The organism is Ralstonia sp. AU12-08 (genome assembly GCF_000442475.1).
Taxonomy (GTDB): Bacteria; Pseudomonadota; Gammaproteobacteria; order Burkholderiales; family Burkholderiaceae; genus Ralstonia; species Ralstonia insidiosa.
Window position 1 is genome coordinate 120477 of record NZ_ASZV01000010.1, and the last position, 24351, is coordinate 144827.

At 64.4% G+C, this 24351-nt stretch carries 22 protein-coding genes; 19 read left to right on the plus strand and 3 right to left on the minus strand.

What is annotated here, in order from left to right; all coding sequences use genetic code 11:
- Positions 1–4: 4 nt before the first annotated feature.
- The 9 genes from C404_RS37615 (at position 5) to C404_RS37655 (ending at position 10318) form a co-directional block, all read left to right on the plus strand.
- Complete coding sequence (locus C404_RS37615; RefSeq protein WP_021193940.1) at positions 5–832, plus strand: IclR family transcriptional regulator; 828 nt, start codon at positions 5–7, stop codon at positions 830–832.
- 2 nt (positions 833–834) lie between these two features.
- Positions 835–1638, plus strand: coding sequence for an SDR family oxidoreductase (locus tag C404_RS37620; RefSeq protein ID WP_031329074.1), 804 nt, complete (start codon positions 835–837; stop codon positions 1636–1638).
- On the plus strand, positions 1631–3358 hold the full coding sequence (locus tag C404_RS37625; RefSeq protein WP_031329076.1) for a thiamine pyrophosphate-binding protein: 1728 nt from the start codon (positions 1631–1633) through the stop codon (positions 3356–3358). Before C404_RS37620 ends, C404_RS37625 begins: the two co-directional genes overlap by 8 nt.
- Before the next feature lie 32 nt (positions 3359–3390).
- The gene (locus C404_RS37630) at positions 3391–4194 is read left to right on the plus strand and encodes an aspartate dehydrogenase (RefSeq protein WP_021193943.1); all 804 of its coding nucleotides are present in this window, start codon (positions 3391–3393) and stop codon (positions 4192–4194) included.
- A 16-nt stretch (positions 4195–4210) separates the two neighbouring features.
- Positions 4211–5707 carry an aldehyde dehydrogenase gene (locus C404_RS37635; RefSeq protein ID WP_021193944.1) on the plus strand — a complete coding sequence of 499 codons (1497 nt, stop codon included), beginning with the start codon at positions 4211–4213 and terminating at the stop codon, positions 5705–5707.
- A gap of 74 nt (positions 5708–5781) precedes the next feature.
- A complete protein-coding gene (locus C404_RS37640) occupies positions 5782–7047 on the plus strand; it encodes an MFS transporter (protein ID WP_021193945.1) in 1266 nt (421 codons plus the stop codon).
- Between the two features lie 67 nt (positions 7048–7114).
- On the plus strand, positions 7115–8077 hold the full coding sequence (locus tag C404_RS37645; RefSeq protein WP_021193946.1) for a VOC family protein: 963 nt from the start codon (positions 7115–7117) through the stop codon (positions 8075–8077).
- A gap of 25 nt (positions 8078–8102) precedes the next feature.
- Positions 8103–9059, plus strand: coding sequence for a PDR/VanB family oxidoreductase (locus C404_RS37650; protein WP_021193947.1), 957 nt, complete (start codon positions 8103–8105; stop codon positions 9057–9059).
- A 158-nt stretch (positions 9060–9217) separates the two neighbouring features.
- Positions 9218–10318 (plus strand): porin, encoded by a 1101-nt coding sequence (locus C404_RS37655; protein WP_021193948.1) that lies wholly within the window; start codon positions 9218–9220, stop codon positions 10316–10318.
- A 60-nt stretch (positions 10319–10378) separates the two neighbouring features.
- Here C404_RS37655 and C404_RS37660 read toward each other — a convergent pair whose 3' ends face one another.
- From C404_RS37660 to C404_RS37670, 3 genes are all read right to left on the minus strand, one after another.
- Complete coding sequence (locus C404_RS37660) at positions 10379–11425, minus strand: LacI family DNA-binding transcriptional regulator (RefSeq protein ID WP_031329077.1); 1047 nt, start codon at positions 11423–11425, stop codon at positions 10379–10381.
- Between the two features lie 146 nt (positions 11426–11571).
- On the minus strand, positions 11572–12450 hold the full coding sequence (locus C404_RS37665) for a 2-hydroxy-3-oxopropionate reductase (RefSeq protein WP_021193950.1): 879 nt from the start codon (positions 12448–12450) through the stop codon (positions 11572–11574).
- A 53-nt stretch (positions 12451–12503) separates the two neighbouring features.
- A complete protein-coding gene (locus C404_RS37670) occupies positions 12504–13766 on the minus strand; it encodes a glucarate dehydratase family protein (protein WP_021193951.1) in 1263 nt (420 codons plus the stop codon).
- A gap of 403 nt (positions 13767–14169) precedes the next feature.
- Between C404_RS37670 and C404_RS37675 the strand changes: the two genes are divergently transcribed.
- The 10 genes from C404_RS37675 to C404_RS37720 all read left to right on the plus strand — a co-directional run bounded on the left by C404_RS37675 (position 14170) and on the right by C404_RS37720 (position 24349).
- On the plus strand, positions 14170–14928 hold the full coding sequence (locus C404_RS37675) for an SDR family NAD(P)-dependent oxidoreductase (RefSeq protein ID WP_021193952.1): 759 nt from the start codon (positions 14170–14172) through the stop codon (positions 14926–14928).
- 117 nt (positions 14929–15045) lie between these two features.
- Positions 15046–16362 carry an ABC transporter substrate-binding protein gene (locus C404_RS37680; RefSeq protein ID WP_021193953.1) on the plus strand — a complete coding sequence of 439 codons (1317 nt, stop codon included), beginning with the start codon at positions 15046–15048 and terminating at the stop codon, positions 16360–16362.
- Between the two features lie 25 nt (positions 16363–16387).
- Complete coding sequence (locus C404_RS37685) at positions 16388–17284, plus strand: carbohydrate ABC transporter permease (protein WP_021193954.1); 897 nt, start codon at positions 16388–16390, stop codon at positions 17282–17284.
- Positions 17274–18173: a carbohydrate ABC transporter permease gene (locus tag C404_RS37690; RefSeq protein ID WP_197495063.1), complete on the plus strand. Its 900-nt coding sequence runs from the start codon at positions 17274–17276 to the stop codon at positions 18171–18173. Before C404_RS37685 ends, C404_RS37690 begins: the two co-directional genes overlap by 11 nt.
- Positions 18174–18216: 43 nt before the next feature.
- The gene (locus C404_RS37695; protein WP_021193956.1) at positions 18217–19308 is read left to right on the plus strand and encodes an ABC transporter ATP-binding protein; all 1092 of its coding nucleotides are present in this window, start codon (positions 18217–18219) and stop codon (positions 19306–19308) included.
- 92 nt (positions 19309–19400) lie between these two features.
- Positions 19401–20645 carry a porin gene (locus C404_RS37700; protein ID WP_160170173.1) on the plus strand — a complete coding sequence of 415 codons (1245 nt, stop codon included), beginning with the start codon at positions 19401–19403 and terminating at the stop codon, positions 20643–20645.
- 19 nt (positions 20646–20664) lie between these two features.
- On the plus strand, positions 20665–21432 hold the full coding sequence (locus C404_RS37705; protein WP_021193958.1) for an HpcH/HpaI aldolase family protein: 768 nt from the start codon (positions 20665–20667) through the stop codon (positions 21430–21432).
- A gap of 15 nt (positions 21433–21447) precedes the next feature.
- Positions 21448–22293: an NAD-dependent epimerase/dehydratase family protein gene (locus tag C404_RS37710; RefSeq protein WP_021193959.1), complete on the plus strand. Its 846-nt coding sequence runs from the start codon at positions 21448–21450 to the stop codon at positions 22291–22293.
- Entirely contained in the window at positions 22293–23219 is a 927-nt protein-coding gene (locus C404_RS37715) for an SMP-30/gluconolactonase/LRE family protein (RefSeq protein WP_021193960.1), read from the plus strand. Before C404_RS37710 ends, C404_RS37715 begins: the two co-directional genes overlap by 1 nt.
- On the plus strand, positions 23216–24349 hold the full coding sequence (locus C404_RS37720; RefSeq protein WP_021193961.1) for an alginate lyase family protein: 1134 nt from the start codon (positions 23216–23218) through the stop codon (positions 24347–24349). The genes C404_RS37715 and C404_RS37720 overlap by 4 nt, the downstream gene beginning before the upstream one ends.
- Positions 24350–24351: the final 2 nt, after the last annotated feature.

Below are 24351 nucleotides of genomic sequence, written 5' to 3' on the forward strand. Positions count from 1 at the left end.
ACGTATGAGCAACGACCTCATCTCCGAAGACGTGCAGGAAAAGTACATCGTCCCCGGGCTCGAACGCGGCCTGCGCCTGCTGTGCGAGTTCAGCCACAAAGATCGCGTGCTGTCTGCACCGGAACTGGCGCGCCGGCTGAAGGTGCCGCGCTCGACTGTGTTCCGTTTGCTCACCACGCTCGAAGTCATGGGCTTTGTGGAGCGTGTCGACGGTGGCCGTGATTTCCGCCTCGGCATGGCGGTGCTGCGCCTGGGCTTTGAATACCTTGCCTCGCTGGAGCTGACCGAGCTGGGCCGTCCGCTGCTCGATCGCCTGCGCGATGAAATCCACTACCCGTGCAACCTCGTGGTGCGCGATGGCCGCTCGATCGTCTATGTGGCGAAATCGGTGGCGCCCACGCCGTTCACGAGCTCCGTCAATGTCGGCACGCGCCTGCCTGCGCATGCCACCGTGCTGGGCCGCGTGCTGCTGGCGGATCTGTCACTGGCTGAGTTGCGCCAGCTCTATCCAGAGCCGCAGCTGGAAGTGTTTTCTGCCAACACGCCGCGCACGGTGGAAGAGCTGTTCGAGATGGTCCAGCGCGACCGTGACCACGGCTACGTACTGCAAGAGGGCTTCTTCGAAGCCAACATCTCCACAATCGCCGCACCCGTGCTGGACCGCGGCGGCAAGGTGGTCGCCGCGCTCGGCACGACGATCCCGTCGCCGCGCATCGAGCCCGCCCAACTGGACACGATGATCGACAAGGTGCGCGCCGCCGCCGGTGAGTTGTCGTACCTGCTGGACTATCGCCCCGCCAGCGGCAAGGTCGTCAACCTGTTCCGGGAATGACCATGCCGATGATCGACCTGACAGGCAAGACCGCTGTGGTGACCGGGGGCTCCTCTGGCATCGGCCTCGCCACCGTTGAACTGCTGCTGGAAGCCGGTGCCGCTGTGGCGCTGTGCGGCCGCAATGCAGAACGTCTTGCACAAGCTGAACAACACCTGCGCAGCCGATTCCCGAGCGCAAAACTGTTCGCCGCAACGTGCGACGTGCTCGATGCCGCGCAGATGGCCGCGTTTGCCGATGCGGTGGAGCAGGAGCTTGGCCCCATCGACATGCTGGTCAACAACGCCGGGCAGGGTCGTGTCTCGACGTTTGCCGACACCGACGATGCCGCGTGGACGCAGGAGCTGCATCTCAAGTTCTTCTCCGTCATCCACCCGACGCGTGCGTTCATGCCGCAACTGGAGCGCTCGGCGCACGGTGCGATCGTCTGCGTGAATTCGCTGCTCGCGCAGCAGCCTGAGCCGCACATGGTCGCCACGTCGGCGGCGCGGGCGGGCGTGCTGAACCTGGTGCGCTCGATGGCCACCGAGTTTGCGCCGAAGGGCGTGCGCGTCAACGGCATCCTGATCGGCCTGGTTGAGTCCGGCCAATGGCGGCGTCGCTTCGAGGCTCGTCCCGAAGAAGACCGTCAGCTTGACTGGGCCGCGTGGACGCGCCGCCTGGCCGCGCAAAAACATATTCCCCTTGGCCGCCTGGGCCTGCCAGAAGAAGCAGCCCGCGCCATTCTGTTCCTTGCCTCGCCGTTGTCTTCGTACACCACGGGCAGCCACATCGATATCTCCGGAGGACACTCCCGTCATGCTTAAACGACAACAACAGGAACAACAACTGGTCACGGTGGGCCACGCGATTGCAGCCTTCCTGGAATCCTGCGAGGTGAAGGCCGCCTTTGGCGTGATCTCCATCCACAACATGCCCATCCTCGATGCGATGGGCGAGCGCGGCAAGATCCGCTTCATCATGGCGCGCGGCGAAGCAGGCGGCACCAACATGGCCGACGCCTATGCCCGTACCACGGGTGGCCTGGGCGTGTGCCTGACGAGCACCGGCACGGCGGCGGGCAATGCCGCCGGCGCAATGGTCGAAGCCCTGACCGCCGGCACGCCGCTGCTGCACATCACCGGCCAGATCGAAACACCGTATCTGGACCAAAGCCTCGCGTACATCCACGAAGCGCCGGACCAGCTCACGATGCTCAAGTCGGTGTCGAAGGCGGCTTTCCGCATCCGCAGCGCAGACACCGCCATCAGCACGATGAAGCTGGCTGTGCAGACTGCGCTGACGGCCCCGACCGGCCCGGTGAGCGTGGAGATCCCCATCGACATCCAGGCCGCGCTGATCCCGATGCCGACCGACCTGCGCCCGCTGCTCGTGCCGCAGCATGTGCCGTCGGCGCATGCACTGGATGAGCTGGCCGAGCGCCTGTCGCGTGCGCGCCGTCCGATGCTGTGGCTGGGCGGTGGCGCCCGCCATGCCGCAAAGCAGGTCAAGCGCCTGATGGATCTGGGCTTTGGCGTGGTCACCAGCACGCAAGGTCGCGGCATCGTGCCGGAAGACGATCCGCGCTCGCTGGGTGCCTTCAACCTGCACAAGCCGGTCGAAGCGTTCTATCAGACGTGCGACGCCATGCTCGTGGTCGGCTCGCGCCTGCGCGGAAACGAAACGCTCAAGTACGAACTGAAGCTGCCGCGTCCGCTGTATCGCATCGATGCGGATGCCTCGGCCGAAGGCCGCTGCTACGCCAGCGACTACTTCGTCTGCGGCGACTCGGCCCTCGCGTTGGACGGTCTGGCCGACCGGCTGGAAAAGAAGATGCAGATCGACGCGGCATTTGCCGGCGATCTGCGTGCTGCGCATGAGACGGCAGTTGGTGCACTGGTCGATGGCCTCGGCCCGTACTCGAAGCTGGTCGAAGCGCTGCAGGCTGCTGTGGGCCGTGAGTTCAACTGGGTGCGTGATGTGACCGTTTCCAACAGCACCTGGGGCAACCGTCACCTGCGTATTTTCGATTCGCGTGCCGGCGTGCATGCGCTGGGCGGCGGCATCGGCCAGGGCCTGGCGATGGGCATTGGCGCGGCCATTGGTGCCGCGGCAACAGGGTCGGGCAAGACCACGTTCTGCCTGGCCGGCGACGGCGGCTTCATCCTGAATCTGGGTGAGCTGGCAACGGCCGTGCAGGAGCGTGCCAACCTCGTCATCGTGCTGATGAACGACAAGGGCTACGGCGTCATCAAGAACATCCAGGACGCGCAGTACGGCGGCCGCCGCCATTACGTGGATCTGCATACGCCGGACTACGCGGCGCTCTCGCAATCCCTGCAGTTGCGTCATCGCCGCGTGTCGGATCTGGCCGACGTGGGCAACGCACTGAACGAGGCAGCATCGGGCGAAGGCCCGTTCCTGCTGGAGATCGACATGCTCTCCATCGGTAGCTTCAAGACCATTTTTGCGGGCCCGCCGGTCAATCAGCAAGCCAAGGACGGTCAAGGCGAACGCGCAGCCGAGCGCACCACGGTGGTGGCGTGAGCCCGCAACCGAGCCAACCCAAGGAGCCGGACATGCTGCATGTATCGATGGTCGGTTGCGGAGCGATCGGGCAGGGCGTGCTGGAGCTGCTCAAGAGCGATCCAGACGTCTGCTTCGACGCCGTGATCGTGCCCGAGCACGCGATGGACAAGGCGCGCGAGGCCATCGCCCCGTTCGCCCCGAACGCGCGCGTGACGACGCGTCTGTCGGCAGATGCACATCCAGATCTGTTGGTCGAGTGCGCCGGCCATGACGCGCTCGAAGAGCATGTGCTGCCTGCACTGGAGCAAGGTATCGACTGCCTGGTGGTGTCCGTCGGTGCGCTGTCCGAGCCCGGTGTCGCCGAGCGGCTGGAAGCAGCGGCCCGTCGCGGTAATGCGCAGGTGCAATTGCTGTCGGGGGCCATCGGTGCCATTGATGCGCTGGCTGCCGCGCGTGTTGGTGGGTTGGATGCTGTGATCTACACCGGCCGCAAACCACCGCGCGCCTGGAAGGACACGCCGGCCGAGTTGCAATTCGACCTCGACGCACTGCGTGAGCCGACCGTGATCTTTGAGGGTAACGCCCGCGAAGCTGCGCGCTTGTTCCCGAAGAACGCCAACGTGGCTGCCACGCTGTCGCTGGCTGGCCTGGGGCTCGATCACACGCATGTGAAGTTGCTGGCCGATCCGACTGTTGATGAGAACGTCCATCACGTGGAGGCGCGCGGCGCCTTCGGTGGCTTCGAATTGACGATGCGCGGCAAGCCACTGGCAGCCAATCCCAAGACTTCTGCGCTGACGGTGTTCAGCGTGGTGCGTGCGCTGGGCAACCGCGCGCACGCTGTTTCGATCTGAGAGAGGCCACTGCGCCATGACTGTCTCCACCCTGAATCCAACCGCAACCGCTTTGCTGCCGATCTGCATTGCAGGCGAATGGCGCCTCGGCACCGGCGAGCGCTATGTCACGCGGTACCCCGCCACGGGCGAAGTCGTGGCTGAACTCAACGCTGCCAGCGTGGCCGATGTGGAAGAGGCCGTGGCCGGTGCCTACCGTGCTTTCCTCTCCAGCGGCTGGGCACAGCGTAAGCCACATGAGCGTGCGGCTGTGCTGTACCGCGTGGCCGAGCTGATCCGTTCGCGCAGCGAAGCCCTTGCCCAGCGCCAGCGCCTGGACAACGGCAAGCCGATCAACGAAACGCGCGCCCTGGTGGCGAGTGCGGCCGCGACGTTCCAATTCTTCGGCGCCGCCTGCGAGACGCTGGAAGAATCGCTGACGCCTGCGCGTGGCGATTGCCTCACGATGAGCGTGCACGAGCCTATGGGCGTGGTGGCGGCCATCACACCGTGGAACTCGCCCATCGCCAGCGAGGCGCAGAAGATGGCGCCTGCGCTGGCCGCCGGCAACGCCGTCGTCGTCAAACCTGCGGAAGTCACGCCGCTGATGGCGCTGGAACTGGCCGCCATCTGCGAAGAGGCGGGTGTGCCCAAGGGCATGATCAGCGTGCTGCCGGGCAAGGGTTCGATCATTGGCGATGCGATTACCAAGCATCCGCTGGTGCGCCGCGTGTCGTTCACGGGCGGCACGAACACTGGCCGCCATATCGCGCATATCGCGGCTGACAAGATGATGCCGGTGTCGCTGGAGCTGGGTGGCAAGTCGCCGACCATGGTGTTTGAAGACGCCGATCTCGACCACGCGGTCAACGGTGTGCTGTACGGCATCTTCAGCTCATCGGGCGAATCGTGCATCGCGGGTTCGCGTTTGTTTGTGGCGCGCTCGCTGTATGAGCCGTTCATGGACCGCCTGGCGGCTGCCGCAGCACGCCTGCGTGTCGGCAACCCGGCGGATGAGTCCACGCAGATGGGGCCGCTGATCACCGATCGCCACCGCGAAACCATCGAGTCGTATGTGGCAATGGGCGTGGAAGAGGGCGGCCACCTGCGCACCGGCGGTCTGCGCCCGGAAATCTCCGGTTGTGAGTCGGGCTACTTCTATACGCCGACCATCATCGAAGGCCTGACCAACAGCGCGCGCATCTGCCAGGAAGAGATCTTCGGCCCGGTGCTCGTTGCCATGCCGTTCGACGATGAAGAGGAGCTCATCGAACAGGCCAATGACAGCGTGTACGCATTGGCCGCCGGTATCTGGACGCGCGACTACAAGCGCGCCTGGCGCATCGGCCGCGCCGTGCAGGCCGGCAACGTGTGGATCAACACGTACAAGCAGTTCTCCATCTCGACGCCGTTTGGCGGCTGGCGCGATAGCGGCCTGGGCCGCGAGAAGGGTCGCCTGGGCATCCTGCAGTACATGGAGCAGAAGAGCCTCTACTGGGGCCTGAACGAACAACCGCTGGCCTGGGCCAATTGAAGAATTGAAGCCGGGCAGGTGTGAGGAGACAAAAGAATGAAATCGCATCAACGCAACGCGCAAAGGAGCTCGCAATGAACTCAAGTGCGCAACGCTGGTTTGGCGTGGTCGTGTTGTTCCTGGTCGTCGCCATTTCGTATATCGATCGCATCAATATTGCGGTGCTGATCACGCAGCACGATTTTCTGCAGCATGTGGGTCTTGCTGCGAATGACCGCAGCGGCCAAGGGTTGCTGGCGACGGCGTTCATGGCGGGTTATGGCTTGTCCGCCATTGTGTTCACCCCGTTCTGCGCGGCGCTGTTTGGTGTGCGCCGTAGCCTGATCTATGGGCTGGCGTTGTGGGGTGCCATCACCATGGTTTCGCCCTGGTTCAACAGCTACATGGAGCTGCTGACGTCCCGCTTCGTGCTTGGCTTTGCCGAAGGGCCGCTCTTCTCGCTGGGCGCGTCTTACATCAAGGCCCATTTCGACAGCCGGGAAAGCGGCAAGCCCAACGCGATCTTCAACATGGGCACAGGTGTCGGCTTGGCGGTGGGCTATCCGCTGGTGGGCTACGCCATTGCCAGCGCCGACTGGGAAGCGTCGTTCCATCTGCTCGGCCTTCTTAATCTGCTCTTGGGCATTCCGCTGGTGCTGGCCTTCGTGCGCATGCCGGCTCGATACGCGGCCATCCCCAAGCCGGAGTCATTCCCTGCAGCGCTGAGCACGGTTGGCGAGATGTTTCGCGGCGCCTTCCACACGCGCCATATCCTGACCATGACGGTGCTGACCGCCGCCTTCCTTTCCTACCTGTGGGGCAGCAGTAACTGGTTGCCGACCTACCTGAAGGAAGCGCGTGGTTTTTCCCTGCGCGAGATGGGCTGGATGGCATCGATGCCGCAATACGCGGCGGTGCTCGGTGTGCTGCTGGGCGGGCTGTTGCTGGATCTCATTCCGCGCCGTCGCATTCCGCTGATCTTTGTGTTTGGGAGTCTGGGCGTGGCGGTGGCAGTGTTGCTGGCCATCAATAGCACCGATCGCTATGCCGCCGCTTACTGGCTGACGGCCGCCAGCCTGTGCTGGGGCCTGCAGAGCCCGGCCATCCCCAGCACCGTGCAATTCAACGCCAAGTCAGAACATGTTGCGTGCGCGTTTGGTGTCACCAATGGCGTGGGCAGTCTGGTGGCGGGGTTCATGCCGGCCATCATGGGGGTTGTGATCGGGTTGGGGGGCGGCGGTGGGCTTGCTGCCGGTTTCGGCAGCCTGGTGGGCACCCAACTGATCGTGTTGCTGTGCGGCCTGGCTTTGCTGCGCAATGGTGAGGCGGTCACGCGTGCCGTCCCGGACGCGGCGCACTGACAACCCGCAACGAATCACAGCGCTCGCCGGCCACCCGAGGCCACGCGGCGCCAAGCAGGAGATGAAGATGAATACCATTCGAGGCATCGACGAAATCGTCTACGGTGCCGACGACCTTGCCGCCTGTAAGCAGTTCTTCCAGGACTGGGGCCTCACGCTGAAGGCAGAAGACGCCGGTGGCTTGCTGTTCGAAACACTCAACGGTTGCCGCGTACGCGTCAAGCGCAGCGACGATGCAACACTGCCGCCGGCCATGGAGGCTGGCCCCACGCTGCGCGAAGTGATCTGGGGTGCGGATTCGCAAGCCGTGCTGGATCGTCTGGCCGACAAGCTGGCAGATCAGCCGGGCTACATCAATGCGGATGGCCGTGTTGGCTGTATCGACCCGAACGGCTTGGCCGTGCGTGTACAACTGACCGCCAAGCACGACATCGATGTGCAATGCGCCGCGATGAACACGTGGACAGACAAGCCACGCCTCAATCAACCCAGCCCCATCTATGAACGTGCCACGCCCATCGAAGTGGGTCACGTGGTGTTTTTCGTGAAGGACGTGGAGACCACCGAGCGCTTCTACATCGAGAAGCTCGGCTTCGTACCGTCGGATCACTATCCGGGCCGCGGCGCCTTCCTGCGCTGCGAGCCGGAAGGTGGCCACCATGATCTGTTCCTGCTGCAACTGCCGCAGGCCAAGAGCGGGCTGAACCACGTCGCCTTTACCGTGCGCGACATCCACGAAGTGTTTGGCGGCGGCATGCATGTGTCGCGCTGCGGCTGGGATACACAGCTCGGTCCGGGCCGTCACCCGATCTCGTCGGCGTACTTCTGGTATTTCAAGAACCCCGCCGGCGGCCTGATCGAGTACTACGCCGATGAAGACCAGCTCGACGCCGAATGGCAGCCGCGCGATTTCGAGCCCGGTCCGACCGTGTTTGCCGAATGGGCTATCGACGGCGGCATCGACGGCAATACGCGCCGGCAGAAGGATGCCGGCAAGGTTGAGGGCAAGTTCCTCACCGAGAAGCGCTGAACTGAAGTTGAGAGACGTGTCAGTCATGAGTACGAATCCCCCCCTCAACCTGCGCGTGCACGCCATGCGCTACGAAGCCCAGGGCATCGTGAGCGTGGAGCTGCGCGATGTGGACGGCAAGACCCTGCCCGAGTACGCGCCGGGCGCACATATCGACCTGCACCTGGGCAATGGCCTGGTGCGCAGCTACTCGCTGTGCGGTGCGCCGGAGGTGCGTGACCGCTACGTGGTTGGCGTGCTGCTCGACCGCAACAGCCGTGGTGGCTCGCGCTACGTGCATGAGCAACTGCGTGTGGGCTCGACGCTCAAGATCGGCGGCCCGCGAAACAACTTCGTGTTGGATGAAGCCGCGCCGCGCACGGTGCTGGTGGCCGGCGGCATTGGCGTGACGCCTATCGTGTGCATGGCGCGCCGGCTGGCGGAGCAGGGCAAGACATTCTCGATGCTCTACTGCGCCCGCTCACGCACCGAAGCCGCTTTTTCTGACGATCTGGCGGCACATGGCGATGCCGTGCGCTTTCACTTTGACGCAGACGCCGGCGGCCCGCCGGATTTGAAGGCGCTGCTCGCAGGCCATCCGGCGGAGACGCATTTCTACTGTTGTGGCCCAGGCCCGATGCTGCGCGCCTTCGAGGCCGCATGCGAAGCGCTGGGCTACACCAATGTCCACATCGAACGCTTTGCCGCGGATGCGGAAGTGTCGTCGGTGCAGGAGGGGGAGTACACAGTCAAGCTGGCGCGCACCGGCTCGGAGCTGTGCGTGCCCGCCGGAAAATCACTGCTGGATGCGCTGCTGGAAGTGGGCGTGGAGGTGGAATACAGCTGCAAGGAAGGCGTGTGCGGCTCGTGCGAGACGCGCGTGCTGGAGGGGGAACCCGAGCATCGGGACAGCGTGCTCTCCAAGAGCGAGCGTGCCTCTAACCAGACCATGATGGTCTGCGTATCCGGCTGCAAGGGTAAGCGCCTGGTGGTTGATCTTTAAGCAGTTGAGCGCCGGCCTGACCAGCCGCGCGCTCTCTTTTTTTACGGTGCCAATTTCTTAAACATCGTTTCATAGGTGGAACGATCGATAACGGTCTGCCAATAGGCGGGCGATAACAACTGGCGGGGCCCGACACCCCGGCCAACGGAGGAAGCAAAATGAGGAAGACACTGTTCGCCGTGGCGGCGATGAGCCTGGCCGGTACGGCTGCCGCGCAGAGCAACGTGACGCTGTATGGCAGCATCGACCAGGGCGTGGCCTACATCAACAACCTGAAAAGCGGTGCGACCAGCGGCTCTGCCATGCGCGTGGACCCGGGCACGATGCAGCCGGACCGGTTTGGTTTCCGTGGCTCGGAAGATCTTGGTGGCGGCACGCAAGCCATCTTCCAGTTGGAATCGGGCTTTCTGGGCGACACCGGCAACAGCGTGGTGGCGGGCAAGCTGTTCAACCGCGCCGCATGGGTCGGCCTGTCGAATGAGCGCCTGGGCAACATCCAGCTCGGCCATCAGGCGGACTTCATGTTCGACTACCTGGGCCGCCTGAGCAACGGCTTCCAGCTCACCAACTTCTACCTGTTCCACCCGGGCAACTTCGACAACCTGGCCAACCAGTTCCAGATCGACAACGCCGTGCGCTATGTCTCGCCCATCTTCGGCGGGCTGCAACTGGGCGGTATGTACGGTTTTGGCGAGGTGCCGGGTTCACCCTCGAAGAGCCGCAGCTACAGCCTGGGCGCGTACTACAGCAACGGCGGCTTCCGTGCGGCAGCGGCGTACACGGCCTCGAACGACCGCGCGCTGGACATTGCCGGTCGTCTGGGGATCACCAACACACTGGGCACGACGCTGGTGCCGGGCGTGATGACGCCGATGAGCTCGGTCAAGTCGTTTGGTGCGGGCACGCTGTACCAGTTCAGCAGCCTGCCGGTGCAGATCAACGCGGTCTACACGCAGACGCGCATCACGCTGGGCGGCGCCAATGCCCGCTCGCAGAACGTCGACCTGGGCACGGCGTGGCACTACACCGCTGCGAACACGCTCAATGTCGGCTACACCTTCAGCAAGTACGAAAGCGCACGCTGGAACCAGTTCAGCGTGGGCAACGTGTACGCGTTCTCCAAGCGCACGCAGGTGTACTTGCAGGGTACGTATCAGCGCGCCTCAGGCGATGCGCCGTCGGCGGCGATCAACGGCGTGGGCGTGTCGGCCAATCGCAGCCAGATCGTTGTCAGCACCGGGGTGCATCACTCGTTCTGATGGCCTGACCCGGCGCCGCGCTGCCAGACTGTCGTCTAGCGGTGCAGCGCCGCGCGTTCCCTAGGCCTTGCGCCGTGATTTGGCGGCAGGCAGCGGCATGGCGTTTGCCACCGCTTCGCGGCGCCGGGTGGATTCACGCACAACCAGGCGCGGTTCGAGCAGCGCATATTCGCCATCGCCGTTTTGGCCAGCCAGCAGGTCGAGCAGTTTCTGCATGGCCACCTCACCCATGCGCTCGCTCTGCAAGTCCATCGTGGTGAGCGCGGGGGAGGAGTACTCCCCATAGGGCACGTTGTCGAAGCCCACCACCGATACGTCATCAGGCAAGTTGAACCCGAGTGCGCGCGCTTCCTTCATGAAGCCGAGTGCGATCAAGTCGTTGTAGCAGATCACCGCCTGCGGGCGTTTGGGCGCAAGCATGATGGCAGAGCAGGCCTGTTCGCCGGCCTGTGCCGAGGGGGCGTGCGCGTCGTGAATGTCGACGGTAAGGCCGGCCTCCTGAAAGCACTCCGATACCCCGCGAATGCGCTCTGCATTCCAGCGTGACTGGCCGAAGCCCAGGTAAGCCACCTGGCGGTGGCCTTCGTTCAGCAAGTGTTTCGCCAGCATGTAGGCTGCCAGATGGCTGTCTGAGCCGACGCTGGGAATCTGCAGTTCACGCGTGCGGCCAAACAGCACCACCGGCTTGTTCAACTCGACCATCCACTGAATCGCTTCTTCCGGCATGCGCGAGCTGACGATCATGCCGTCCACGCGCTGTGCAAGCGCTTCGATCAACTGTCGCTCGCGCTCCTGGCTTTCTTCCGTATCCACCAGCAGCAGGGTGTAGTCATTCTGCAGGGCAATCCGGTTGGCGCCTTTCACGATGTTGGTGAAGTGCGGATTGCGGATGTCGAGGATGGCCAGGCCGATGGTGCGTGTCTTGCCCGTGATCATCGAGCGCGCGAGCGGGTTGGAGCGGTAGCCGAGCTGTTCGATGGCGGCCTTGAGCTTGGCTTCCACCGGCGCGGAAAAACGCTGCGCGCCGTTCATATACTTCGACACGGTGGCCACGGATACCTCGGCAGCGGCTGCAACGTCTCGAATGGTCGGAGAGCTCTTTTTCATCGGGTGGCACGTACGTGCAGGGGAGGGGCGAGAGAGTCGGCCGCTGCACGAAAACGGCAGCGGCCAATGGTGTGGAATTATAGGTGGAGAACGTTTTCCACCGGTGCGCATTGGCGTGGATGGCGCACCGTGCTGCGCCGGTACCCTCAGGCGACGGTGTGGTCCGCCATCAGTTCGAGCGCGCGCACCATGGCGGAGTGGTCCCATGCCTTGCCGCCGTTGGCTGCGCACACGCTAAAGAGTTGCTGCGCGCTGGCTGTGTTGGGCAGGGCGATGCCGAGCTTGCGCGCGCCGTCCAACGCCAGGTTCAGGTCTTTCTGGTGCAGTTCGATGCGGAAGCCCGGGTCGAACGTGCGCTTGATCATGCGCTCGCCATGCACTTCCAGGATGCGCGACGAGGCAAAGCCACCCATCAGCGCCTCGCGCACGCGCGCCGGGTCGGCGCCGGCCTTGGAGGCGAAGAGCAGCGCCTCGCCCACCGCCTCGATGGTCAGTGCCACGATGATCTGGTTGGCCACCTTGCAGGTTTGCCCGGCGCCGGATTCGCCCACCAGCGTGATGTTCTTGCCCATCAGTGCAAACAGCGGCTTGGCGCGTTCAAACGCCGCCTCCTTGCCGCCCACCATGATGGTGAGCGTGGCATCGCGCGCGCCAACTTCACCGCCCGACACAGGCGCATCCAGGTAGTCGGCCCCGAGCGCTTCGATGCGCTTGGCGAAGGCCTGCGTCTCGATCGGCGAGATCGAGCTCATGTCGATGAACAGCTTGCCGGCGGTCAGCCCCTGGGCCACGCCATCTTCGCCAAACAGCACGTTGGCCACGTCCTGCGTATCCGGCACCATGGCGATGATGATGTCCGCCGCCTGGGCGACAGCCGCGGAATTGGCGACGACCGTGGCGCGTGCACGCAGGTCATCGGGCACCGAGTGTTTGCCACTGACGACAAGCGTGTGATCGCCCTTGAGCAGGTTGCGGGCCATATGGGCGCCCATGATGCCCAGACCGATGAAACCGATGGTTGCCATGATGTTCTTCCGTGTTGTTCAGTGCAGCGTTGGTGAGGATTCGTAGTGTGGCATCAGTAACGCGGCTTTTTGCGTGTCCAGTCGGGGCGGAACTTGCGCATCTGCGAGACATCGTCGCGGTTGGTGATGCCGCAGCGCAGGTACTGCTCGTGCAGGGTGGCCAGCGCATCTTGGTCAATCTCGATGCCCAGGCCCGGCGCGTCGGTCACGCTAACGCAACCGCCCTCGATGGCGATCTTCCCGCCTTTGAGCACTTCGTCGTCCTGCCACGGGTAGTGCGTGTCACAAGCGTAGGTCAGATTGGGTACGGCGGCGGCCAGATGCGTCATCGCCATCAGGCTGATGCCCAGGTGCGAGTTGGAGTGCATCGACAGGCCCAGTCCGAAGGTCTCGCACATCGCCGCCAGCGTCTGCGTGGCGCGCAGGCCGCCCCAGTAGTGGTGGTCAGACAGCACGATCTGCACACCATTGAGTGACACGTTGCGGCGGAACTCGTCCATGTCGGTCACCACCATGTTGGTTGCCAGCGGCAGGCCGGTGGCCTTGTGCAGTGCAGCCATGCCCTCCAGGCCCGGGGTGGGGTCTTCGTAATATTCCAGGTCGCCCTGCAGCAGCTCGGCCATGCGGATGGCCGTCTCCAATGACCAGTTGGCGTTCGGGTCGATGCGCAGCGGATGGTTGGGGAAGGCGCGCTTGAGTGCCTTCAGGCACGCCACCTCCACCTCCGGCTCCAGTGCGCCGGCCTTGAGCTTGATGCTGCCGAAACCGTACTCGTCGATCATCTTGCGGGCCTGTTCGACCATCTGCTCGGCGTTGAGCGCAGGGCCCCACGCGTCGGGCTTGTACGACGGGTCGACATCGCTGGCGAACTTGAAGAACAGGTAGGCGGAAAACGGCACCTTGCGACGCACGGCGCCACCCAGCAGCGCGTGCACGGGAATGCCGAGCGAGCGCGCTTGCAGATCCACGAACGCCACCTCGAACCCGCCGAACACCTTGCGATCCCCCTTGCTGGCCGCGGAGCCCGGCGCGACGTCCAGTTCGACGCCCTGCGACACCGGAGCACCTGCCGCCGCCACACGCTGCCACAGACCGTTTAGGTCAAACGGGCTCAGTCCGATGAGGGAATCCTTCACGCGCAGCAGGCCTTCGAGCACCGGCTTGTCGCCGTAGGTTTCGCCCAGGCCGACGAGCCCGTTGTCAGTCTCCACCTCGATGATGGAGCGCAGTGCAAACGGCTCGTGCACACCGCTGGCGTTGAGCAGAGGCGGATCGCTGATGGCGATGGGAGTGACGCGGACGGCGGTGATCTTCATGGCGGGCTTCCTGTTGCGGATGGGGCGGCTGGTCTGCCGCTAGGAATATTAGGGTAACGTTTTCCTATCGTAAACAATTTTCCTGAAAGCGTAAACCGAGGGGTCAGCTGCCTGGCTTGCAAAGAAAGTACTGAGGCTGAGTTCGACAGAAAGCGGGACGGAGAAAACAGAATTTTGGCGTATCTAAGCCATCTTTGACTGGGTGGTTGTGCAAGGATGGCGGTGCATTCCAGTTGGTATGAGCGGAAAGGTGGCGAGCGAATCGCTTTGGGGAGGCCCTCTGACGACGGATGCGGGTTTTCACGAATGCGGAAATTTAGGAAAACGGTTGACTTGATTTTGGTCGGTCCCTATAGTTTGGAAACCGTTTTCCGAGAAGTTCTCTTTCAACCGCTTCCTCGCTATGCACACTCAGTTCGATTTCCACGGCAAGTTGGCTGTCGTGACCGGCGCCAGCGGCGCGATCGGCGCAGCCATCGCGCGCGAATTCCACCGTGCCGGCGCGCACGTGGTCGCCACCGGCCGCAATCGCCAAGCACTCGATGCCCTGAGCAAGAGCCTGGGTGAGCGCTGCGACATCGTCATGGGTGACATGGCGGATGGTGCGCATCGCCAAGCCATCATCGACCGCTCGGCAGAGCGCGGCGGCATCGACGTGCTGGTCAACAACGCCGGCATGACCCAGACCAAGAGGCCAACGGCAGACGGCACGCTCACGGATTTCGACGAGATCGTCTCCGTCAACCTCCGTGCCATGTATGCGCTGAGCCTGGATGTGATCCGCGGCTGGATCGGGCGCGCGCATCCGGGGGTCGTGGTGAACGTGTCGTCGCCGGGGGCGCAGCGTGCGCACCGCAACAACGCAATCTACGACATCAGCAAGGGCGGCGTGGATGCCATGACGCGCTGTCTGGCAGTGGACTTCGGCCACCACGGTATTCGCGTGAACGCGATTGCGCCGGCACAGATTCCGCATTCCCACACGAAGAACGTCGACCCAGCTGCCGCACGCGGCTTGCCGCTGCCCCGTCATGGGTTGGCGGAAGAGGCTGCGCGGCCGGTGCTGTTTCTGGCGTCCAGCGCAGCGTCGTTCATCACCGGGCATGTGTTGCCCGTTGATGGCGGCCTGCTCGCGCAGTTGCGGATGCCCGCCACCGCGTAAGGGTAAGGGGCGGTGCAGGGCTGGCGCGGCTTGCCCGAGCCGGGGCGTAGAAGTTGATGAACGAGCGCGGCGCCACATACGTTGGACGCCGGGCCGACAGAACAAGCAGGAGACAAGATGAAGATCACCAGGGAACGCACGCGCCTGTTTGCGCGGCTGATGGCATCTGGCGCGGTATGCGCGGCACTGTTCGGATTCGCATCGCACGCGCAGGCGCAGACCACGCTGCGTGTTTGGACGCGCTCCAACCCGGATGCGCGCACGACCTACGACAACATCGCAGCCGCGTTCACCAAGAAGACCGGCATCAAGGTCGAGTACTTCAATGCGATGACGGACTACGAGCAGCGTCTGTCGCGCGCCATTGCCGGCAATGACCTGCCCGACGTCATCATCAACGACAGCTCGTCGCTGGGCCTGATGATGAAGACCGGTGTGGCTACCGAGATCGACCGGGCGGGCTTCCCCGGCGGCGCCGATATCCAGGACCGTGCCTGGCAGGGCGCGCAGGGCTACAACGGCAAGTACTACGCGGTGCCGGTGTCGGTGCAGTCGTTCGTGTTCTTCATCCGCAAGGACTGGCGCGAGAAGCTGGGCCTGCCGCAGCCTAAGTCGTGGGATGACATGGCGAAGCTGGCCAAGGCCTTCACCACGATGCAACCGGCAGGCGCGGGCAAACCGGTCTACGGCTTTACGTTCCCCGCCTCGGCCACGCGTGGTTACACCACGTGGTTCATGAGCAGTTTCCTGTGGCAGGCGGGTGGCGATTTCATCCGCCCGGATGGCAAGGGCAAGTTCCGCGGCGCGCTGGATGAGCCTGCCGCCGCCAAGACCGTCGCCTACTTCCGCCAGATGCTGTGTACCGACAAGGTGACGCAGCCGGGCGCCATCAACGCCACCACGGCCGATGCCATCGCCAGCTTCCGTTCCGGCCAGACGGGCATCTTCTTCAGTGGCCCGTATCACATCGCAGTCGTGGATCAGGAGCCGGGCCGCGACAAGATCGAGGTGGTTGCGCCGCCGCCGGGCCCGGCCGGCAAAGCGGACAGCCTGGGCGAAGGCGAGTTGGCGTACGTCACGCGTTCGGCCAACAAGCAGGCGGCGCTGTCATACATCGCGTTCCTCACGTCGCCGGAAGGGCAGAAGTTGGGCATGCATCCGGGCGGTTTTCCGGTGGTGCGCCTGCCGGTCAACAAGACGGTTGATGCCGGCAAGGTCTACAACGACCCGCGCTGGCAAACGGTCGAAACCGTGTACGAGAAGAGCGCGCACTACGCACCTGCCATTCCTGACTGGATGAGCATGCGCCAGCTCACGGCCGACGGCCTGAACCGCATCCTGGCCAACTGCAGCAGCGATATCGATGCCGGCCTGAAAGACCTGAACAAGAAGGTCAACCAGGAACTGGCCCGCCAGCGCGTGGCTGCAAACTGACGGCGGGCTTGTCATGCGACTCACCATGAAACGCAACGCGCGCGGGCTGGCCACACGCCATCCGATCGTGCCGTGGCTCTTCCTGTTGCCGGCCATTGCGGTGTTCGTCACGTTCAAGTTCGTGCCGATGCTGCGCGGGCTGGAGATGAGCTTCTACCAGGTGCACTTCGGCTCGGATTGGCAGTGGGTGGGGCTCGAGAACTTCGAGCGCGCCTTTGCCGACTCCGATCTGCATGCGGCTGTGGTGCAGACGGCGCTGTATGTGGCGGTGTCGGTCATCGCCTCCGCCGCGATCGCCTTCTTCCTGGCGCTGGCACTGGAAGGCCCGGCCCGGCATCTGCGCATCATCCGCACGGCGATGTTCCTGCCGGCCGTGACGAGCGCTGCCGTGGTTGCGCAGATCTGGCAGATCCTGCTGGCGCCCACGCCAGAGGGCATCGGCAACACGATCCTCGGCTGGTTTGGCGTGGCACCCGCAGGCTTCTTCTCCGACCCCGATCTCGCTCTCGGCTCGCTCATCGCCATGCAGATCTGGAAGACCGTGCCCTACGACATGATGATCTTCATCGCGGGCCTGACCGGCGTGAACCGCGAGCTGTACGACGCGGCCGCCGTGGATGGCGCACGTTGGCACCACCGCCTGTGGTACGTGACGCTGCCTGCCATCCGCCACACCTTCGTGATCGTGGGCGTGCTCGGCTTCATTCGCGGTGTGCGCGTGTTTACCGAGGTGTATTCGAGCACGGGCGGCGGCCCTGGCGGCGCTACCGAAGTCGTCATGACGTACGTCTACAAGGCCGGCTTCGTGCAGTTCGACTACGGCTATGCCTCTGCCGTGTCGTGCCTGCTGTTCCTCTTCACGGCGGTGACCACCGTCACCTACTTGGCCCTGCGGCAGCGGAGCAAACGTCATGAGCGCTAAACCGATCGTTTCCGGGCAACCCGTTGCCATGGCGCCTGCGCAATCCGGCGTTCGGCTTTCGGGGGTGGCCGGTACGGCTGTCCGCTGGCTGCTGTACGCAGTGGTCGTGGCTGTGTTTGCCGGCCCGTACTGGGCAATGATCGCCACCGCTTTCAATGCCGATACCGTGCAGCCGGGCCAGCTCCAGTTGTGGCCGTCGCACCCGTCGCTCAAGCATTTCGTCTATGCGTGGAGCGAGGCTGGCGCGTGGCGCAATCTGCTGAATTCTTGCGTGGTGGTGGTGGGCGGCCTGGCATTGCAGATGACCGTCAGCGCGTTGGCGGCCTATGCACTGGCCCGCAAGAAGTTTGTTGGCGCGGGCATCGTGAGCCTGTTGTTCCTGTCGACCATGATGCTGCCGGAAGAGGTCATCGCCATTCCGCTGTACCTCGTGCTCGGCAAGCTGCCGGTGGTGCACGCGAGCCTGTTGAACTCCTACCTCGGGATGATCCTGCCGGTGGCCGGCTGGGCGTTCTCGATCTTCGTGCTGACCGAGTTCATGAAGGCCGTGCCGATGGAGCTGGAAGAGGCCGCGCGCATCGACGGCGCAAGCGAGTGGCAGATCTTCTTCAACGTTGTGCTGCCGCTGGTCAAGCCGGCACTGGGCACCACGGCCATCTTCGGTTTCCTGATGATCTGGGACCAATACCTGCTGCCGCTCATCGTGGTCAACCGCGAGACGCTGTACACGCTGCCCGTGGTGCTGGCCTCGCTGCGCACGGACGAACACATTTCGCCCAACGTCTTCATCGCCGTCACGCTGCTGGCAATGATTCCCAGCGTGGGGCTCTACCTTGGCCTTCAGAAGCACTTCCAGCGCGGGCTGACGTCCGGCGCGTTGAAGGGCTGAGGCTGAACCCGGTAACCGATCAGAACAGAAAGAGGAGCGAACCATGGCTTCCGTGACCCTGGACGCAATCGACAAGCGTTTTGGTGACCAGCACATCATCAAGAACGTCTCGGTAGACATCCGCGACGGTGAATTCTGCGTGCTCGTGGGCCCGAGCGGCTCGGGCAAGTCGACGCTGTTGCGCATCATCGCCGGCCTGGAGGAAGTGTCGGGCGGCACCGTGCGCATCGGCGGGCGTGACGTCACGCAACTGCACCCGAAGGAGCGTGACATCGCGATGGTCTTCCAGAGCTACGCGCTGTATCCGCAACTGACCGTGCGCGAGAACATGGGCTTCAGCCTGAAGCTCGCCAAGCGGCCGAAAGCAGAGATCGATGCCATCGTGAATGAGATCGCGCGTTCGCTGGCGCTCGACAAGTTGCTGGACCGCTATCCGCGCCAGCTCTCGGGCGGACAGCGCCAGCGCGTGGCCATGGGGCGCGCCATTGTGCGCAAGCCGTCGGTGTTCCTGTTCGACGAGCCGCTGTCCAACCTGGATGCCGCGCTGCGTCACCACGTGCGTGCGGAGATCCGCGAGATGTACGAGCGCATGCGCACCACCTGTGTGTATGTGACGCACGACCAGGTCGAGGCCATGACGCTGGCCGACCGCATCGTCGTGTTGCGCGATGGCCGTGTCGAGCAGGTCGGCACGCCGGTCGATTTGTATGACCGCCCGGTGAACCGGTTCGTCGCGCAGTTCATCGGCTCGCCCGCCATCAACTTTTTCGAGGGTGTGGCCCGGGTGCGTGGTGACCAGGCCGCCATCCGCTGTGCGGAGGGCATCGAGATTGCACTGCCGGACCGGGCCCCCGTGCACGATGGCCAGGAGATCGTCTGTGGCGTCCGCCCCGAGCACATCCGCATTGGCGCGGACGATGGGGCGCAGAACATCCGGGTGAACGCCCGCGTGAAGAGCGGCGAGTTTTACGGCGCCGAGACGCTGCTCGTCTGTGACACCCCGGTCGGCGCGCTTGCCGCAACCGGGCGCGACCGCCAGGCGTATGGCCTACAGCACGGCGCACAAGCCAGTCTCAGCATTCCGGCGGCGCATTTGCATCTGTTCGATCGCACGACTGAACTGCGGTTGAACTGAGAGACCGGTTTCCCGCAGTGGATCTGCCACGGGTGAAAACCACAACGCAATCACAAAGAAGACAGAGATCCACAAGGAGAAAGGAAATGGGTTTGAAGACGAAACTCTCTTGCGCAGCGGGCGCGGTGGCGGCGATGTGTGCGACCGTCAACGTGCATGCACAGAGTTCGGTGACGCTGTATGGGGTGATCGACAACACGGTCGAGGCTGTTCGTACCACGGGCGCCAACAAGGTGGGCGGCAACGTGCCAATGGCGGTGAAGGATTCCAGCAACAGCTCGCTGTGGGGCCTGCGCGGCAATGAGGATCTGGGTAACGGTCTGTCGGCCATCTTCCAGATTGAATACGGCTTCAATGCCGACACGGGCTCCGGCCCCAGCGGGCGTGACCAGTTCGTCGGCCTGCGCAGCGATAAGCTCGGCACGGTACAGATGGGTCTGATGACAACGCCGATGCGCGGCCTGGGCGGCAAGCTCAACTTTATTCCGGGCAGCACGTCGATTGCCAACAACATTGGCATCATGACCACGCTCAACGGCACGCAAACCAACCTGAACGCGCGCCTGGCCAACACCATTGAATACACCACGCCCGACATACTGGGCGGATTGAGCGCGCAGGTGGTGTATTCGCCGGGCGAGGGCAGCGTCGGCCCCACCAACAGCAGTGTGGGTGGCACCGCGGGCAAGCCGATCAACGGCATGTATGCATGGGGCGCCGGGACGCAGTACGCGAACGGCCCGATCTACGCGGCCTATGCTTACGAAACGCGACGTGGCCAGGCATTGCTGGGCGCGGGCGCAGGCCTCTCGGGTGCAGCCAGCGCAGGCATGGGGGTAGCCGCAGCAGGCTACTCGAACGATTACGAACACCGCGTGGCCGTACGCTACGAAGCGAAGTGGCTGTCAGCGGGCTCGACCAACTTTTCGGTGGGCTGGGATCGGCTGGGCTCCAAGGGCATCTTTGGCACGGGCGCATCCACTGGCAGCGGTGAGACCTACCGTGACGCCTTCAGCGTGTCGGTCATGCAGAAGGTCGGCGCGCAGGATTTCATCTTCAGCTACTCGGTGGCGCGCCCGCTTAAATGCTCTGGCGCGGCGCAGTTCGGCCAGTGCTCGGATGCGCAGCGTGAGCACACTGGCGCCCAGCAGATGGTGTTTGCTTACCACTACTGGTTGTCGCAGCGCACCATGTTGCAGGCCTACGTCAGCCGCATTCACAACGGCTCGTTTGCCACCTATGACTATGACGTGAACCCGGTTGTCACTGCGGTGGCAAGCCGTACACCGGGCGGGTCGCCAATCGGTGTGGGTCTGGGTATCCGCCACTCCTTCTAACCTTCGGTGGGGCTTTTCCATGCAGCGCAACCGGTTCAAGGCACAGTTGCTCGCCCGCAAGCAGCAACTCGGCATCTGGAGCATGCTGGCCTCCAGCAATGTCGTTGAAGTCCTGACGCAGTCTGACTACGACTGGATCCTCCTCGACACCGAGCACGCACCCAACGAGGTGCCGATGGTGCTGGACCAGTTGCGCACGGTGGCCCAGACGACGATGTCGGCAGTGGTCCGGCCAAACACGAACGATGCGGTGGTGCTCAAGCGCCTGCTCGACATTGGCGCGCAGACGGTGCTGGTGCCCATGGTGGATACGGCGGACGACGCACGGCGTGCCGTTGCGGCGGTGCGCTATCCGCCGCTGGGCATTCGCGGTGTGTCGCTGGCCACACGCGCCAACCGCTACGGGCGCGATGCCGACTACGGCCAGTGCGCCAACGAGGAGGTCTGCCTGCTCGTGCAACTGGAGACACCCAAGGCCCTGGAGAACCTCGAGTCCATCGCCGCGGTGGACGGCATCGACGGCATCTTCGTCGGGCCGGCCGACCTGGCCGCCACGATGGGGCACCTGGGTAACGTCCGGCATGCGGCAGTGCAGGCTGCCATCCATGACGCTCGCGAGCGCGCTCACCGTTGCGGCAAGCCGATCGGCATCCTGATGGCCGATCCGGAGCTGAATGCCCGCTACATCGCCGACGGCTTCGACTACGTGGCCGTCGCCACCGACATCAGCCTGATGCGCAGCGGTGCCGAGGCGGCACTCAAGCAGGCACGGTCACATCAACGCTAACCACACCATTCAAGCATGGGAATCCACGACAAAGAAGGCGGCACGGCCGCACAAGGCAAGCCATTCAAGCGGCTGCTGCTGACCGGCGCTGCCGGCAATCTCGGCCGGCAACTGCGCGGCGCACTGGCAGCCTGGGCAGATGTGGTTCGCGTGAGCGACATTGCCCCGCTGGGCGAGCTGGCTGCGCACGAAGAGGGCGCGGTCGTCGACCTGGCGGACCGTCAAGCCGTGCTCGCCCTGCTCGAAGGCGTGGATGCAGTCGTGCACCTGGGCGGTATCTCGGTCGAGGCGCCGTTCGATGATCTGATGCAGGCCAACATCCTCGGTCTGTACAACCTGTATGCGGCTGCGCAGAAGCAAGGCGTGAAGCGTGTTGTCTACGCCAGCTCGAACCATGCGATGGGCTTCCATCCCGTCACCTCCGTGCTGGATATCGATGCGCCGCTGCGCCCCGATTGCCTGTACGGCGTGACCAAGTGCTTTGGCGAGGCGCTGTCGCGCTACTACTTCGATCGCTTCGGCCTGGAGACCGTGTGCCTGCGCATCGGCTCGTCGTTCGAGGCGCCGAAGAACCCGCGCATGCTGGTCACCTACCTGAGCTATCGCGATTTCATTGAGCTGGTGCGCTGCTCGTTGTTCACCAACCGTGTCGGCCATGCCATCGCGTATGGCGTGTCGGACAACCGCATCAAGTGGGGGGACAACACCAAGGCCGGTTTTCTGGGCTTCCGCCCGCAGGACAGCTCAGCCCAGTTCGAACATCTGTTCCCGGCCGTTGCTCCCACCCCCGATCTCGACGACCCGACGCAGCGTTTTCAGGGCGGACCGTTCGTACTCGCCGGGCCGATGGAGCCAAAGTGATGCACGTGGTTTCGCAAGCGCGTATCGAGCGCATTGACGAGGGGTACGCACCAGCCACGGTCGGTGAGAGCCCGGTCTGGCGCGCGCAGGAAGACGCGCTGTACTGGGTGGATATTCCCGCGCAGCGCATCGTGCGGCAGCACGTGGCCTTGGGTGTGCGCACGGAGTGGGCGCTGCCGGAGAAGGTTGCGTGCTTTGCGTTCTGCCGCCATGGCGGGTTGGTGGCCGGATTGGAGACGGGCCTGTTTGCCGTCGCGTTGCCAGAACCGGCGCCTGCCGATGGCGCAACGCCGGCCTACGCACGCAAGCTTGCCGCACCGGTGTTCCCCGTGCCGGGCATGCGCTTCAACGACGGCCGCTGTGATCGCCAGGGCCGCTTCTGGTCGGGCACGATGGTGCAGGACATGGCTGCCGCCAACCCGGCCGGCGCACTGTTCTGCCTGGACACGCAGGGGCGGTTGTCGGCGCCCGTGGTTGATCAGTTGATCGTGCAGAACGGGCTGGCGTGGTCGCCCGATGGCACGACGATGTATCTGTCCGATTCGCACCCGCAGCGCCGGCTGATCTGGGCGTTCGACTACGACACCGAGACCGGCATGCCCAGCCGCCGCCGCGTCTTTGCCGATCTGCACGACTATGTGGGGCGCCCCGATGGCGCCGCGGTGGATGCCGATGGCTGTTATTGGATCTGCGCGAACGATGCCGGCGCGGTGCTGCGCTTCACGCCACAGGGTGTGCTGGATCGCAGGATCGATCTGCCGGCCATCAAGCCGGCCATGTGTGCATTCGGCGGGACCGATCTCGACACGCTGTTCATCACGTCAATCCGCCCGGCCACCGGTGCCACTGAGCACGACGGGCATGTCTTCGCCGTCCGCCCAGGCGTGCGAGGGTTGGCCGAGGCGGAATACGCGGGGGTGCTATGAGCTGCGAAGACGTTTCCGGCCGGCACTCCCAGGGCCGTCGCGTGCTGCTGCGGGGCATGTTTGCGGCACCGCTGACGGCGGTGGCAGGCGCCTATCGCACCACGTGGGCAGACGGTGCCGTCGCCAAAACCAGTGCCACGCCCGCTGCCACCTATGCACTGTTTTCAACGCAGCGTGCAGAGGCGTTGGCGGGCAACGTGCCGCCTGCCGTGGCTGCGCAACTGATCTCGCTGGCACAGGCCGGGCTGACGCGTGCGTTGCACGTGCGCGAGGTTGTGCATACGCAGGGCCTGCTGCCGCATGAAGGCGACCGCGATGCGAGCGTGCTGGCGCAGCAGGACTGGCAGCAGACGCTGGTGCAGGCGCTGGCGTTTCGTGTGTCCAGTACGTCCGCCTATGCCGACAAGGCGGTGGCGTACATCGCCGGCTGGCTGCCGGCGTACCGGTCATCCTCCAACCCGGTGGACGAGGCGGGGCTGGTGCAATTCCTGTTTGGGCTGGATCTGGTGCGCGAGCATGTGTCGGCCGAGCTGACTGCCCGCATTCCTGCCTTCGGCGCGCAGCTGGCCGAGGCTTACCTGACGCCCGCGCGGCGCGTGGGCGACGACAGCACCCTGCTCAACAACTGGCAGAGCCATCGCGTCAAGCTGGCGACCGCCGGTGCCTACCTGAGCGGCGACAAGCGCTGGATCGACGCTGCGCGTGCCGCCTTCATCGGCCACGTGCGACAGAACGTGCGCGATGACGGCAGCACCTACGATTTCGCCCAGCGCGATGCCATGCACTACGTGGTCTTCAACCTCGAGCCGCTGTTGATGGCGGCGTCGATGGCGGCCGCGCATGGGCACGACTGGTATGGCGCGCCCGAGATTCGCGGTCGGCTGGCGAGCGCACTGAACTGGCTTGCCCCCTTTGCGCGCGGCGAGCGGCAGCACGAGGAGTTCGTGCACAGCACCGTCAAGTTCGATGCGCGTCGTGCTGCTGCCAACGTGAAAGGCTACGCAGGCCTTTGGCAACGCAACGAGGCTGCCGACCTCTACCGGATCGCCTCGCACCTGGATCCGCAATTCCGCGCCGTATCGGTTGGGCTGGATGCCACGCCGGTTGTGCGCACTTTGTTCCCGGCCTAGGG

Coding starts and splice junctions, on each gene's coding strand:
- C404_RS37690 (WP_197495063.1), top strand. CDS start 17,274: ATGAGCGCTAAACCGATCGTTTCCGGGCAACCCGTTGCCATGGCGCCT.
- C404_RS37615 (WP_021193940.1), top strand. CDS start 5: ATGAGCAACGACCTCATCTCCGAAGACGTGCAGGAAAAGTACATCGTC.
- C404_RS37695 (WP_021193956.1), top strand. CDS start 18,217: ATGGCTTCCGTGACCCTGGACGCAATCGACAAGCGTTTTGGTGACCAG.
- C404_RS37705 (WP_021193958.1), top strand. CDS start 20,665: ATGCAGCGCAACCGGTTCAAGGCACAGTTGCTCGCCCGCAAGCAGCAA.
- C404_RS37710 (WP_021193959.1), top strand. CDS start 21,448: ATGGGAATCCACGACAAAGAAGGCGGCACGGCCGCACAAGGCAAGCCA.
- C404_RS37650 (WP_021193947.1), top strand. CDS start 8,103: ATGAGTACGAATCCCCCCCTCAACCTGCGCGTGCACGCCATGCGCTAC.
- C404_RS37655 (WP_021193948.1), top strand. CDS start 9,218: ATGAGGAAGACACTGTTCGCCGTGGCGGCGATGAGCCTGGCCGGTACG.
- C404_RS37620 (WP_031329074.1), top strand. CDS start 835: ATGCCGATGATCGACCTGACAGGCAAGACCGCTGTGGTGACCGGGGGC.
- C404_RS37670 (WP_021193951.1), bottom strand. CDS start 13,766: ATGAAGATCACCGCCGTCCGCGTCACTCCCATCGCCATCAGCGATCCG.
- C404_RS37645 (WP_021193946.1), top strand. CDS start 7,115: ATGAATACCATTCGAGGCATCGACGAAATCGTCTACGGTGCCGACGAC.
- C404_RS37630 (WP_021193943.1), top strand. CDS start 3,391: ATGCTGCATGTATCGATGGTCGGTTGCGGAGCGATCGGGCAGGGCGTG.
- C404_RS37715 (WP_021193960.1), top strand. CDS start 22,293: ATGCACGTGGTTTCGCAAGCGCGTATCGAGCGCATTGACGAGGGGTAC.
- C404_RS37640 (WP_021193945.1), top strand. CDS start 5,782: ATGAACTCAAGTGCGCAACGCTGGTTTGGCGTGGTCGTGTTGTTCCTG.
- C404_RS37660 (WP_031329077.1), bottom strand. CDS start 11,425: ATGAAAAAGAGCTCTCCGACCATTCGAGACGTTGCAGCCGCTGCCGAG.
- C404_RS37635 (WP_021193944.1), top strand. CDS start 4,211: ATGACTGTCTCCACCCTGAATCCAACCGCAACCGCTTTGCTGCCGATC.
- C404_RS37685 (WP_021193954.1), top strand. CDS start 16,388: ATGAAACGCAACGCGCGCGGGCTGGCCACACGCCATCCGATCGTGCCG.
- C404_RS37720 (WP_021193961.1), top strand. CDS start 23,216: ATGAGCTGCGAAGACGTTTCCGGCCGGCACTCCCAGGGCCGTCGCGTG.
- C404_RS37680 (WP_021193953.1), top strand. CDS start 15,046: ATGAAGATCACCAGGGAACGCACGCGCCTGTTTGCGCGGCTGATGGCA.
- C404_RS37665 (WP_021193950.1), bottom strand. CDS start 12,450: ATGGCAACCATCGGTTTCATCGGTCTGGGCATCATGGGCGCCCATATG.
- C404_RS37625 (WP_031329076.1), top strand. CDS start 1,631: ATGCTTAAACGACAACAACAGGAACAACAACTGGTCACGGTGGGCCAC.
- C404_RS37675 (WP_021193952.1), top strand. CDS start 14,170: ATGCACACTCAGTTCGATTTCCACGGCAAGTTGGCTGTCGTGACCGGC.